The sequence below is a fragment of the Clostridium paraputrificum genome, from assembly GCF_900447045.1.
GTDB classification, from domain to species: domain Bacteria; phylum Bacillota; class Clostridia; order Clostridiales; family Clostridiaceae; genus Clostridium; species Clostridium paraputrificum.
Genome location: NZ_UAWH01000005.1, coordinates 712,712 through 726,139, shown reverse-complemented (window position 1 = coordinate 726,139; position 13,428 = coordinate 712,712). Strand labels below are relative to the sequence as shown.

Below are 13,428 nucleotides of genomic sequence, written 5' to 3'. Positions count from 1 at the left end.
TTATGTATTCTTACTAGATAAAAAATATAGGTTGCTTTTCATTGCATGGACTAATTCCAACATTAAAACCTAAAACTCCACCTAAACAAAGAACTGTTAAAGCAATAGCAGTTAACTTTTTCATTTTTCTCATATTAATACACCTCCAAACCAATTTATATTTAAATATTACTTCAAAAGTCCAATTATGTAAATTATTGCTATATAGTGTATAATAAATATATTATAGACCCCTTTATATTATTGGGCTTTTTTTATGTATATCTTAAAATTTCTCATATTTCTATTTTATTCTTATATATTGTGAATATCTTTCACAAAAAGGAGGTTTTTGTGTACTCATTAGGAAAAAAAATAAAATCGTTAAGAAAAGAACTCGGTTTGAAACAAGAAGAGCTTACCTGTGATATTTTAAGTAGAACTATGTTAAGCAAAATTGAAAATGATAAGGTTACTCCTTCTATATATCAACTAAACCATATCTCAAAAAAGTTAGGTTACTCGGTTGATTATTTTCTACAAACGGATTCTTTATCTTATTCAAATAATACTCAATATGAAGACTCAATATATAAACTATTTAAAAATGAAAACTATTTATCTATAATTTTAAAATTCGAAAAACAAATTATTAATATAAGTTCTAATATTGAATATGCCTACTATATAGGCTACTCATATTATAAAATACACTACTTTAAGGAAAGTATTAAACTTTTAAATATGTATTTAAAAAATATAGAACTTCTTCAAGATTATGACTCAGCCCATCATCTTGAAAATGTATCTACCACTTTAAATATCTTATCTATTATTTTTATGGAGGAAGAGGACTATCCAAAGGCTATACAGTATGCTCTAAAAGCTAAGGATATTCTCCAGAAAAAGGGATTAACAAAATCACGTACATACTTTGTTGTAATAAATAATTTAGGTGGTTTCTACAATAGAATCAGTGATTATGAAAAATGTATAAGCCTATTAGAAGAGTTTCTATCATATAATAAAGAATTAATATACTTACAAATTTTCGCATCGATACATATTTCATTAAGTTCTGCTTATTATAATATTGGAGATTACGACCATTCAATAGAAAATATACAAAAAGCTATTTTCTTTTTCTTATATACAAATGATAGGGTAAATGCAATAGAATGTTACTTAAATTATATTAATGCTTTAAGATATTCAAAAAAATATGATGAAGCTATAAAACTCTTAGATAAAATTGTTCTCAAATATGAGGATAACTTTGATTCCAGCTTAAGAATTTCTTTTATTATGCAAAAATCCATATTAGAATTTAATATAAGAAATTTTGATGCCTCACTTGAAGAACTTACTAAGTTAAATATAAAAAACTTAGATTCATATAATAGAAACTGCTATTATTTTATGAAAGGTCATATTGCTTTTATCAATAACGAATTAGAATCATCCAAAAACTACTTTAAAAATTGTGAAAAGTTTTTTGTAAATTCTAATTATGTATATGATTTAGGTCTATTATATAATGATTTATACGCAATAACCTCTGACTCAAAATATAGTAATTTACAACACAAGTTAATAGATAGCTGTGACAATCCTAGAAAAAATATAGTCATTCCATAAAAATAAGGGCTATTACAAATATGTATAGCCCTTATTTTATATAAGAATATCTAATTTACATAATACTGATGGTGATTCATAATTAACTTTAACTATTTTTTTATTCTCTATTTTACACACATCTTTATATGACTTAAACTCTGTTCCAACCTGAGATATTGATGATAAAAACTTATATTTGTATCCTAAAAATTCTACATTCTCAACTATACCTATAACTGCCTTATTCTTTATTACCAATACGTCTTTTGCCTTTATATAAAAGCTGCCATCTTTATCTATATTTATAAAATCCCAATCATCTATATACAATCCATCTGTTATAGAATTATTAATATCTTTATTTCTCTCTTTTTGATTTAATATATCCTTTATATAATTGCTACTCTCTAAAAAACTATTTTTAGAACAATAGTCAGTAGATTCATGAATTAATTTTCCAGCAAAGAAAGGGGACAAAAGACACTCAACCTCGCTTCCAAAATTACCATATATCTTATTAAGATTTAATCTTGGCAACTTCATTTTGTATACAAACTCACCTAACGCTATTCCTATTTCTTCTTCTAACTGTTTTTCCTCCATATCATCTGTAATACTTATATTAATTACTTTTTTATAGTTATGTATTCTACTCACTATATTGAAAGTACATGAAAGGTAGCGATTTAACTTATATTCCAAATCACCACTTCCACTAATTATAGCCTCTTCAAAACATTGATATTCCCCTTTAGAATCTTTTATTTTTAATCCTTCATAATCTTTCAATATACTTCTAAACTTTTTACAAACATAATCATACATTTCATCATACATAATTTCATCCTGAGAAAAATCTGATATAGATCTATTTCTTATTTTATTTTTATTATTATATTTACAACCAAGCTCCATTAACCATTTCTCTATTCCCATTGCTGAGGTATCCTTTTGGGTTATTTCTATCCATTTATTATTTAGACTTCTCCTTAATATGGATCCACTATCTACAGTAATATCATTTGTAGCTATATCTATTATAGAGTTTTGGTATACCTTAAGAACAGAATTAGCGTTAAGATAACTTACAAAATTTTCGTAATATATGTATTCTAACATTCCTTTTCCCCTCCATAAAATATACAAATTATACGTTCATCTCTATTCTTCTTTATTTTACATTTTACTCACTATTATAGAAAGCATATCAAGTAATTGAATATTGTAATTTCCCCAGAAGAAAATATTTGTATCCCTTTTTCAAGTCTATCTCTTAATATCTCTTAATATTGCTTTTTTATCTTTATAAATGTGAACATAATGCACATTTTAATAATATTATTCAATCCATTAATCTAATTAAATAATAATATTAAATTTCGACACCATTTTTATTTAATATGAACCCTATCCTTTTAAATCCATATATTTTATAATAATATTGTGCCAAATTAAATATATGTACTACTCAAGTACAAAATCCATCACAGACAGGTTCCCCTAAATAACTTGTCTGTTTTTATTTATAAAAAAATTGCTAAAGCCACCGTGGAGCCGTCGATTTTTTCGCCCATCTGCATAAGTTCTATTTACCAAATTTAAATTTGGTAAATAGAACTTACTCATTAGAGCTTCGGAACCTTGCCTGAGGAAAATCTTGCAGGGTCATATATTTTATTTTTAACCCTTAGGAACTAATAAGGTTTAGTAACATCTAAATATTGAAGTTATCCACAATTTAATTGAAGCTATAATTTCCTAAAGAACAAAAAAAGGTACTATACTATCAACGTTCTAGTACAGTACCTTAGGGAGTATATGGGGTAAATTAAAATTGCGGAAACTTTATTTACTTGGTTATTTATATTATAAGTAATTACTTACCATAATAAATCAATTGTATAGACAACTTTTTTATATCTGCTTAAAAGAAATCGCTTCGATTTCTATAACAGAATCCATAGGAAGTCTTGCAACTTGAAAGCAACTTCTAGCTGGTAAGTTCTCATTAAAATATTCACTATATACTTCATTAACTATTAAAAAGTCACCTAAATCTTTTAAGTAAATAACTACTTTTACAACATTATCTAATGAACTACCACCTTCTTCTAATATTGCTTTAATGTTTTCAATAGATTGCCTTGTAGCTTCTTTTACATCAGTTTTTAGCTCTCCACTTTTAGTATCTATAGGTAATTGTCCTGATGTAAAAATTAAATTTCCACACTTAATACCTTGGGAGTATGGTCCTATTGCTTTTGGTGCATTTTCTGTGTTTATTTTTATATTCATATTTACTTCCTCCTATTTTGCTAACATGATACTTAATATTGTATTATCAGTATTTGCAAGCCCTTCTTTTACTAACTTTGCTATATTCTTTATTGTCTCTTCAACATCATCAAATACTATTCCGTCTTTAGATGATGGAGATATATTATTCATTGCTAATGTTGAACATTGTATAGCTGCATTAGTTGCAGTAGCTATCTTTAATGCACAGGTTGTTTTTGCTCCATCACAAATTAATCCTGATAAATCAGCTAACATATTATTAATTGCTCTCTTTATATTTTCTAAAGAGCCTCCTTGTAGATATGTCATTCCACAACAAGCTCCTGTAGCCCCTGCAATACCTGCTCCACAAAGTGGTGATAATCTTCCCATATATTCTTTTAAATGTATAGTTATTAAATTACTTATTATCAACGCCCTAGCTAAATCTTCATCACTCTTCTTTAATATACTTCCAAGTTCTATAACTGGCATCGTACATGCTATACCTTGATTTCCACTGCCTCCTGTTGTCATTATTGGCATTGTGCACCCATCCATTCTTGCATCAGAAGCTGCTGCCGTTGCTGCTATAATTTGATTTGCAGCATTACTTGTTAATAAATTAAACTTTGAAGTTGAGCTTATCTTATTTCCTACTTGTAACCCGTACCCTCCCTTAAGTCCTTCATTAGATACTTTTTTATTCATAGGAACAGCATTAAGTATAAATTTTATTTCATTAAAATCAGCTGTAGTTGCAAACTTATATATTTTTTCAACACTTAGTTCATCTGAATCCTCTATAATATTTTCTTCTGTTTCTACTTTTGACTTATATAATACATTATCATTTTTTTCAATTAGTATTATATTAGTATGCTCTCTAGAAATAACTACTTTTGCATACCCATTGTCACTTCTCACGATTGCTTCTATATATAATTTTTCCTCTGTATATTTTTGACTAATTTTAACAACTTTATTATTAACAATTTCATTAGCTTTTTCTAATTCATCCTTAGTAAAATTAGATAATATCTCTAACTTTTTTTCTGATTTTTTAATAATTCCACCAAGTGCAGCTGCTATTTCTATTCCTATTTTCCCGGTTCCAGGTATACCTACCCCTAATGCATTCTTAATTATGTTTGCACTTAAATATAGTTGAATTTGTTTTATCTCTCCCTTTATCTGTTCTGAAGCAAGAGAAACTGCATAAGCTACAGCAATTGGCTCAGTGCACCCTTCTGCTGGAACAACCTCTCTTTTTAATATATCTATATATTTGCACATAAGATTTCTTCTCCTTCTACAATTCTAATAGTTTTATTAAAGCTAAGGTATATATCTCCATATTCTTTCGTATATGTTCTATTGGGACTCTTTCATCTGCTCCATGCCCACCAGTTTTATACGTTAAGAATTTGGGACCAAATGCCACCATATCTTTAAACCAACTTGCATATGTGCCACCACCCATAGCAATTGTATATCCCTTTTCATCTGTTACTTCTTCATAGGCTTCTAATAACTTTTTAAGTACTAAATTACTCTCATCAACATAATGTAAGTCTTTATGAGAAATAATTTTTATATTCCAATCATTACAAAAAACCTTCTTAAACCTATCCAATATATTGTTTAAATTAATATTTTTACCATACCTGATATCTAACTCACATATAATCTTTTCTTCATTCACTTCTAGTATTCCTAAATTTAAAGTAGTGTTTTTGAATACATCATCATATTGATTAATTCCCAACGCATCTCCATAATAGTCACTACAAAGATATTTTAAAAGTAATTCTATATCGTCTCTATATTGAAAATCTATATTATCTTCAACTATTTTTATTAGCATTTTAGATATAGCATTTTCTCCCTTTTCTGGATTACTTGCATGAGAAGCTACTCCTTTAGTAGTAAACTCTGAAATAATTCCATTAATAATTTTTGCAGTGCAATTAGATGGAACAACATTTTCTTTAGTTCCTCCCCTTGCTATTATGTAAGGTTTACTTTTATCAATTTTAATGTCTTTTTCTATCTTTATATGAACCCTTCCTTTTTCTCCATTAACCACTGGATAAATAGCATCTGGAGTAAAGCCCATACTTGGAATTTCTTCACCTTTATCTAAATAATATTTGATACACTCCATACCTGTTTCCTCATTTGTACCAAATATTAATCTTATTCTTTTATTAATTATAGGGTAAGTATCCTCTATGTTTTTCAATACATGTATGAGCATGGACACAGCCCCCTTATTATCTATGGCGCCTCTTCCATAAATAATATTGTCAATTACTATTCCCGAAAATGGCTCTACACTCCACCCATCTCCTGGTGGAACTATATCTAAATGCATTGGAATTCCTATTAGTTTTTCTCCTTCTCCAATTTCTGCATATCCAATATAATTATCAATATTTTTAACGTTAAATCCTAAACTAGCACAGTAGTCTAAAGTTTTCTCCAAAGCTTTTTTAGGTCCTACACCAAAAGGACATTGTGAAATAGGTTTACCTTGTTGTGTATCAATTTTTATTAACTCTTTTAGAAATTCTACTGTTATATCTAAACTATTATCTACACTTCTACTTATATCCATAAATCAACCTACTTTCTGTTTTTTAAAGCCTGTCCTTAAAGAACAGGCTTTTAATATTAAAAACTATTTTCTTGTGAATACTAATTCGCAAACTTCATCATCATGAGCGCATTTTTGAGCAAACTCTAATTTTACACCTTGTGCACAATCAACTCTTCCATAATCACCGTAGCAAGCTAATCTACAGATTTCTTTTCTTTCTTCCTTAGTTAATCCATATTCTTTCCAAGCAGCATCTAATGGACAGTGGTGGAATTTTAAAACTCCATTTTCATCTGTATTTTCTACTAATTCCATTTCAAATACTTTTTGTCCCTTACTGTTATATAACATTTCTGCCATTTTTCCTGGAGTATCTGCTACACTATATTTTTGACCTCTCATTTTACCAAATCCATATATTGCTTCTTTACATATATCATCTGGATTAACTCCTAATTTTTCAGCTTCTTTCATAAGAAGATAAAACCATACTGCTCTTTCTCCTGTTGCTCCTCTAATTCCTTCTAAATATTCCTTTTCTGTATACATCTTTTCTGACATTTCTTTCTCCTCCTAAAATTAAATTCTATATTTTAATCATTGTAAATTAGAATATTCCAATGAATGATCCTACTAATGCTGCTACAACTAAAATTACTAATAACTTAGTTATTGTCCACTTCTTATATTTCATTCCCCAATATACGAAGAATACAACACCAAGTGGTAATAAACCTGGAGCAATCATGTTTAATGTATCTTGAACAACAATTGCTTTACCACCAATATCAAATGATAATGGAGTTGAAAGCTTAACTGTAGTTGCAGATAATGCTCCCATCATAAACATCCCTAGAATTGAAGCACCATCAATTATCTTATTGACAATACCACCTGATAGAATTTTCTTAATTGAATCTCTCCCCAAAGAGTATCCTAAATGGAATAAGTAATAACCTTCGCAAAATAGTAATATACTAAACATTATTGGGAAAAATGCACCTATAACGCTTCCTTCTGCTCCAAATGAAGCACCTAAAGCTAAGAATATTGTTTGGAATGTACCAAAATCTAAAGTATCTCCAATTCCAGCCAAAGGTCCCATAAGCCCATTCTTAACACCCGAAATAACTTCTCCTGGGATTTTTCCTTCAGTAGCTTTCTCTTCTTCCATAGCTAAAACTGTACCGTGGATTAACCCTCCCCATATAGCTTGAGTATTAAAAAATTGTAAGTGTCTCTTTAACGCATCTACTAAATCTTCTTTTTTCTTATATAACTTTTCTAAAGCTGGAGTAAAACTTGCACAAACTGCTAATGCTTGCATTCTTTCAAAAGAATTAGATAATTCTGCTGTCCACCACCATCTTAGATATGTTTTTGTTACATCCTTCTTCGTAAGTACTCTTGTCTTATTAACTTCAGTTGTACCTTGTTCATTTTTAACTTCTTTATTTTTTATTTCTTGCATTATACTTCACCTACCCTTTTATCTTCTTTCATAAATGTAACTAAAAGAGCTATACAAACACCAAATATTGCAGCTGCAGTAATTGATATTTCAAAATATTGAACCATAAAAAATCCTATAATAAACATTGGTAAGAATTTATTTTTACCTATAGTAAATATTGTTGTTGCAAAACCTAATGCAGGTAATATACCACCCATTACTGTTAATCCATTCATCAACCATTGTGGTATAACATCTAATAATGATTGAACTAAATCTGCTCCAAAAAGGTTACATACAAAAACTATTGGAAATCTTAAAACAAACCCAAATATTAAAGAGTAAAGTGTTGCACATCTCCAGATACCTTTTGTATTACCTTCTTCGGCATACTTATCTGCCTTATGAACTAATACAGCATTACCAGTTCTTCTTAAGTTATTAACTAATACTCCTATTACACCTAAAGGCACCGCAATAGATACTGCAACTTCTGCATTAACACCAGTTTGAAGCGCTACTGGTATTGCAATAAGAGCAGCTAAACATTTATCTGATGGAATATTTCCTCCTGCTGCTACCATTCCTAGATAAACCATTTCTATACTTGCACCAACAATCATACCAGTTGTTACATCACCCCAAAGTAATCCAAGGCCAAAACCTATAAATAAAGGGGACTTTAGTGTTGAGAAAAGGGTATACCCTGCAAGACCTGCTGCAAACCAATACCATAATCCTGTTACAATTGCCAACATTAAAACAGATTCCATTTATAATTCCTCCTAATTTATAATTTTTATTTAAACTTTTTTAACGCATTTTCATATGTCATAGATGATTCCTCTGGTATAACTTGTAGAACTATTTCAACACCATCTTTATTAAGTTCATTTAGTTGTTCTACATCTTGGTTTCCTAATGAAACAGCTGTAAATACCATCTTCTTTCCTGCTTCATTTGGAATACCTCCTAATTGAATCTTTTCATACTTAAGTCCAGCCTTATATGCCTTATTTGCCATATCCACATTCTTAAATAGAATAAATATGTTTTTATCTCCTAAAGTATTATTTTGGAATGCTTGTCCTGCATCTTCTGCTGTTAAAATAGCTACTTCTACTCCTGATGGCGCTGCCATTCTGTATATGTCAGCCATAAATTCATCTTGACCTAAGAAGTCATCAACTATTATTATTTTTTGAGCTTGAGCTATTTTCACCCATTTTGTTATAACTTGTCCATGAATTAATCTGTGATCTACTCTTACTAATGTTATTTTTGCCATTATATCCACCTCATAACTTATACTTTTTTAAATTCTTTAATTAAATCCACACAAAGGTTGTTATTATTTTTCACGATTCTTTCTGATAATGTATGTACTTTATCTTCTTTGCTTAATTCTTCATCTACGATTAAAATTGTCTGTAAGCTAAGCCCATTTATTACATCTATACCTCTTCTTATAGCAACAGTTATTGCAACACTGGATGTAGATCCACCATACAAATCTGATATTATAATTTTCACATCTTCTTTATCTACTACTTCCTCAACCTCTTTCATGAATACAGAAATATCTTTTTCAGGGCTTAGTGAGAAAACTTCGTATTGATTTACCAACCCAAAATTTTTATTTGCTTCTTCTACTAATACCTTTCCCCAAGTTCCATGGCAGAGTATGATTGCTTTATATTTATTCATTACTAAACAAAATCTCCTTTATAGCGATTAATACTGTGATTTAATTCTATTTCTTCTTCATCAGGTACCATTTGGATTGATACATTAATATTCTTTTTAATAAATTCATCTATTAAAAGAAACTCTTTTTTATTAATGTATACATTTTTAGATATTTTCTTTTTTCCTATCCCTGTAGGTATTCTTCCAATAATAAGTTTTTTAATATCAATTCCTTCTTCTCTCATTCTATTTGCAGTATCTAAATTTTTAATTAATACAAAAACATTATCATCAGCGGGGTTATTATAAAAACACCTCCTTGCTTCACTTACAGTTAATATTGATAAATCAATATTCTTTGGTGCTGCCATTTTTATCAAACCTTTAGCAATAACATCATTGGTTGTTTCATCATCTACTACCACTATTTTTTTAACATCTAGATACTTAACCCATTTATATATCACTTGACCATGTATTAATCTATCATCACATCTGCAATACTTTACTAAAGACATTTTTAATCGAACTCCTTTTTCTATTACATTGAGCTAAGAACTTTATTAATATGGTTTATACCAGTTTTCCCCGCTTCAATACATGCCTCTACTAGCTCTTCTAAACTTTTTCCCTCTCTATTAATTAAAGCTTCAAGTAGCATTGGAAGATTTACTCCAGTAAGTGCATGAAACTTTCCACCTTTTTTAAGGTTTAAACTTGCAACATTACTTGGTGAACCTCCTAATAGGTCAGCTAATACTAAAACTCCGTCACCTTCATCTAATTCATTTAACTTTTCTACAAATTTTTTATTTAAGTCTTCAATATTATCATTCCTATTTAGTTTAAGTGCTGCTGTTCTTTCTGCTGGTCCTGCAATAAGTTCACAGCTTTTTATAATTTCTTCACTAAAATTACCATGAGTCATAACTATTATCCCTATCACCAATCTCACCTCACTTTTCTTGTCACTTTTTATATAAGCAATTGCCATGCCAACTTATGTGTATCAATAACAAATGGATATTTTAGAGCACTTGATCAAATATTTTTCTTTAACTTATAAAAAAATTCATCCTTTCCATATATATCAAAATCCTTTTTTAAATCTGTATCAAATCTGTATCAAAAAGAAATAAAAAAAGATAGCCTTTTGGCTATCTTTAAATTTTGTATCAACTTTTGAATTTATCTGTATCATACTGTGATTCAAATATATCTAATATATTTGCATATTCCATATCTGAAATAATTATATCGAATGTCTCTTCTACAAGCTTAAAGCTTTCTTTTATAACTAAATATAATTCTTTACTTCTACTAATTCTTTCTTCATATGATTTATAAACTAAAGACTCTTTTATTATTACCCTTTCAATCATGCATGAACAATGGAATATAAACTTTACTAAAAGCTCATCTTGAATTACTAATGAATAATGCTCGCTGATCCTATTAATTACTTCTTTTAATATAAAATATGCCTTTTCCCCATTTAAGAAAGTCAAAGTTTTACTAATATTATCAATTAGTAATCTATCAAAATATCTACCACCATTATCTTTTTCAATATATGTAATTTCCATATCTCCATAATGCTTCTTTATAGATTCTATAATACTAAAATATAATTTTTCTAATGTCATTTCCGGAGTTAGAGCCTTTCTAGTTGCTTCTATTACAATAGGCGTACTTACCATATCTATTGCTTTTACTTCTTTCCCAGTAGCATCATGAATCACATTAGCAAATGTTAAAATAGACCCCATATCAGTTAGAATTAAAATTCCCTTTCCCTTGTCAATTTCATTCGCTATTTCTACAGCTTGTACTAAAATATCCTGAACTCTATCTTCTAATCCCATATTGATTGCTACCGCATGATTACAATCAAGTAAAGTATTAGCTACATTTACCATGCTAGATGCCGTAGATTCACCATGCATTATAACTAATATTGCTATACTCTCCTCATTTAATCCCACATAAGATAAATAAAGAAACGTTGCTAAAAAAATTGCTTCATCTTCTGGGAACTCAACTCCATACATTAACGACACGTTAGATAATATTTCTTTTGCTATGTTATATTCATATGCTCTTTCCTTCATAATTTCATCTTTATTAGGATGCTTTACTATGTTCCCAATCTTTATTCTTTCAATTAAATTCTGAATATGTAAGGATATAGCTTTTATTAATTTGTCTAATCCTTCTCTTCCGCTCCATTTATCATGCTTTTGTAAAATATATTTTACAGTGGTTGCAATTGAATCATTAACAATATTGTTATAAGCTGTTTGATTACTACTATTATATATAAAAGTATTCATTAAATTATAGGAATATTTCTGTATATCTTCATCTATAACGCTTCTAATTTGTGACTCTTTAATACCTTCTTGTTGAAGTTTGTTCCAAGTTTCTTTTATCATTCCATAGAAATCCAAATCATATTTTTTATTTTCTATTAATAAATTTTCACTTTCAAAATCCTTTTCTTCTGGTAAAAAAGTAATATCATCTTTCCCAATAAAACTGAAATTTTGTACAAACTCCTCTTTTCTATTATTTCCATATAATGATTCTCTAATATTATTTGGTAGAAGAGAGAGTCTTACATATACACATTCCCTTTTATAGGTCATATAGTCTAAAAAAGCTCTTGCACAAATTAATTGTATGTCGCTTTTTAATTGTCCTATATTTCCCTTACACTTATATAAAATAAATGCCTTAATAACTTCTTTTGAAACCTTTAACTTAACACCAATCCTAATACTTTCTTCTTTAAAAAAATAACATATAAGCTTCATTCTCTCTTGAAAGCCTCTTTCCTCTAAAGACGGGATCTTTATAGTTACAGGTATTCTCCTTAAAAACGTTTCCAGCATTGCTGTCTCTGGATCTTCTGTAGTAGCTGCAATTATCATAACTCTACACTCATGTACCTTATTAACCTCTCCTAACCTTCTGTATATACCTTTATCCATAAGCAGGAATAACATTTCTTGTCCCTCTGCAGATAACCTATGAACTTCATCTAAAAACAATATTCCATTATTAGCTTCGTGTACAAGACCATACTTATCTTTATCCGCTCCAGTAAAAGCCCCTTTTACATATCCAAAAAGCTGTGCTAATAATAATTGCTGATTATCAGAATAATCAGCACAGTTAAATATGATAAATGGTGCATTATCACTATCTTCTTTTATAGTTAAACTATACTTGTACATATATTCTGCAAATATAGATTTACCAACTCCTGTAGGTCCTATTATTAATGTACTTAACCCCTTAGGCGGATATATTACTGCTGCTTTAGCTTGCTCTATCTGTGACTTTAAACTTCCATCACATCCTATTAAATTAAAAATATTGTTCTCTTTTCTTATATCCTCCACAATATACTCATCTTTAACAGAATCCTTTTCACTATATTCGTTTATAGAGTTAATATTATCAAATATCCCCTTATTTAGTTTCTTTCCTAAAATACTTTCAACACTTGCTTTATCTAGGTACTGAACAGGTTTTCCCTTTATCTTTATAATAATATTTTCTTTTATTAATTGATTTAATTCCTTACTAGCATTACTTCTATTTATACCTACTTCAGTAGCAATATATTCTGCATCAAACCCAAATCTAATGCCATTATTAAGGCTCAAGTGTTCTTCTGTTAACCTTTTCAAGCAAAGTAAAACTTTTTCTTTCCTCGATAGCTTCTTTTGTATCATAGTCAAACCTCCCCTATAAGCAGTAATACTGTTAAATATTATTAAATTTAATTCTACAATATTTT

General features: G+C 28.9%; 13 protein-coding genes. 1 reads left to right on the top strand and 12 read right to left on the bottom strand.

Annotated features, from left to right (window positions below; all coding sequences use genetic code 11):
* The first annotated feature begins 333 nt into the window (after positions 1 to 333).
* Positions 334 to 1,617 carry a helix-turn-helix transcriptional regulator gene (locus tag DR024_RS03425; protein WP_027096686.1) on the top strand — a complete coding sequence of 428 codons (1,284 nt, stop codon included), beginning with the start codon at positions 334 to 336 and terminating at the stop codon, positions 1,615 to 1,617.
* A 36-nt stretch (positions 1,618 to 1,653) separates the two neighbouring features.
* On the opposite strand, the gene DR024_RS03420 is transcribed toward DR024_RS03425, so the two are convergent.
* From DR024_RS03420 to DR024_RS03365, 12 genes are all read right to left on the bottom strand, one after another.
* Positions 1,654 to 2,718, bottom strand: a complete 1,065-nt coding sequence (locus DR024_RS03420) for a metallopeptidase TldD-related protein (RefSeq protein ID WP_027096687.1) — start codon at positions 2,716 to 2,718, stop codon at positions 1,654 to 1,656.
* A gap of 795 nt (positions 2,719 to 3,513) precedes the next feature.
* Positions 3,514 to 3,894 carry a RidA family protein gene (locus tag DR024_RS03415; protein ID WP_027096688.1) on the bottom strand — a complete coding sequence of 127 codons (381 nt, stop codon included), beginning with the start codon at positions 3,892 to 3,894 and terminating at the stop codon, positions 3,514 to 3,516.
* 12 nt (positions 3,895 to 3,906) lie between these two features.
* Positions 3,907 to 5,172 (bottom strand): L-cysteine desulfidase family protein, encoded by a 1,266-nt coding sequence (locus DR024_RS03410; RefSeq protein ID WP_027096689.1) that lies wholly within the window; start codon positions 5,170 to 5,172, stop codon positions 3,907 to 3,909.
* 16 nt (positions 5,173 to 5,188) lie between these two features.
* Positions 5,189 to 6,496 (bottom strand): Sapep family Mn(2+)-dependent dipeptidase, encoded by a 1,308-nt coding sequence (locus DR024_RS03405; RefSeq protein ID WP_027096690.1) that lies wholly within the window; start codon positions 6,494 to 6,496, stop codon positions 5,189 to 5,191.
* Positions 6,497 to 6,559: 63 nt separating this feature from the next.
* Positions 6,560 to 7,039, bottom strand: coding sequence for an L-2-amino-thiazoline-4-carboxylic acid hydrolase (locus tag DR024_RS03400; RefSeq protein WP_027096691.1), 480 nt, complete (start codon positions 7,037 to 7,039; stop codon positions 6,560 to 6,562).
* 46 nt (positions 7,040 to 7,085) lie between these two features.
* Positions 7,086 to 7,949: a PTS system mannose/fructose/sorbose family transporter subunit IID gene (locus DR024_RS03395; protein WP_027096692.1), complete on the bottom strand. Its 864-nt coding sequence runs from the start codon at positions 7,947 to 7,949 to the stop codon at positions 7,086 to 7,088.
* On the bottom strand, positions 7,949 to 8,704 hold the full coding sequence (locus DR024_RS03390; protein ID WP_027096693.1) for a PTS mannose/fructose/sorbose/N-acetylgalactosamine transporter subunit IIC: 756 nt from the start codon (positions 8,702 to 8,704) through the stop codon (positions 7,949 to 7,951). Before DR024_RS03390 ends, DR024_RS03395 begins: the two co-directional genes overlap by 1 nt.
* Positions 8,705 to 8,730: 26 nt before the next feature.
* Positions 8,731 to 9,219: a PTS sugar transporter subunit IIB gene (locus DR024_RS03385; protein WP_027096694.1), complete on the bottom strand. Its 489-nt coding sequence runs from the start codon at positions 9,217 to 9,219 to the stop codon at positions 8,731 to 8,733.
* Positions 9,220 to 9,236: 17 nt separating this feature from the next.
* Positions 9,237 to 9,638: a PTS sugar transporter subunit IIA gene (locus tag DR024_RS03380; protein ID WP_027096695.1), complete on the bottom strand. Its 402-nt coding sequence runs from the start codon at positions 9,636 to 9,638 to the stop codon at positions 9,237 to 9,239.
* 2 nt (positions 9,639 to 9,640) lie between these two features.
* A complete protein-coding gene (locus DR024_RS03375) occupies positions 9,641 to 10,138 on the bottom strand; it encodes a PTS sugar transporter subunit IIB (RefSeq protein WP_027096696.1) in 498 nt (165 codons plus the stop codon).
* Positions 10,139 to 10,161: 23 nt separating this feature from the next.
* Positions 10,162 to 10,566, bottom strand: coding sequence for a PTS sugar transporter subunit IIA (locus DR024_RS03370; RefSeq protein WP_027096697.1), 405 nt, complete (start codon positions 10,564 to 10,566; stop codon positions 10,162 to 10,164).
* 229 nt (positions 10,567 to 10,795) lie between these two features.
* Positions 10,796 to 13,363, bottom strand: coding sequence for a sigma-54-dependent transcriptional regulator (locus tag DR024_RS03365; protein WP_027096698.1), 2,568 nt, complete (start codon positions 13,361 to 13,363; stop codon positions 10,796 to 10,798).
* Positions 13,364 to 13,428: the final 65 nt, after the last annotated feature.

Bases quoted from the DNA above. Each gene is read 5' to 3' on its own strand.
- DR024_RS03385 (WP_027096694.1), bottom strand. From the start codon at position 9,219: ATGGCAAAAATAACATTAGTAAGAGTAGATCACAGATTAATTCATGGA.
- DR024_RS03405 (WP_027096690.1), bottom strand. From the start codon at position 6,496: ATGGATATAAGTAGAAGTGTAGATAATAGTTTAGATATAACAGTAGAA.
- DR024_RS03375 (WP_027096696.1), bottom strand. From the start codon at position 10,138: ATGTCTTTAGTAAAGTATTGCAGATGTGATGATAGATTAATACATGGT.
- DR024_RS03395 (WP_027096692.1), bottom strand. From the start codon at position 7,949: ATGCAAGAAATAAAAAATAAAGAAGTTAAAAATGAACAAGGTACAACT.
- DR024_RS03420 (WP_027096687.1), bottom strand. From the start codon at position 2,718: ATGTTAGAATACATATATTACGAAAATTTTGTAAGTTATCTTAACGCT.
- DR024_RS03415 (WP_027096688.1), bottom strand. From the start codon at position 3,894: ATGAATATAAAAATAAACACAGAAAATGCACCAAAAGCAATAGGACCA.
- DR024_RS03365 (WP_027096698.1), bottom strand. From the start codon at position 13,363: ATGATACAAAAGAAGCTATCGAGGAAAGAAAAAGTTTTACTTTGCTTG.
- DR024_RS03400 (WP_027096691.1), bottom strand. From the start codon at position 7,039: ATGTCAGAAAAGATGTATACAGAAAAGGAATATTTAGAAGGAATTAGA.
- DR024_RS03410 (WP_027096689.1), bottom strand. From the start codon at position 5,172: ATGTGCAAATATATAGATATATTAAAAAGAGAGGTTGTTCCAGCAGAA.
- DR024_RS03380 (WP_027096695.1), bottom strand. From the start codon at position 9,638: ATGAATAAATATAAAGCAATCATACTCTGCCATGGAACTTGGGGAAAG.
- DR024_RS03390 (WP_027096693.1), bottom strand. From the start codon at position 8,704: ATGGAATCTGTTTTAATGTTGGCAATTGTAACAGGATTATGGTATTGG.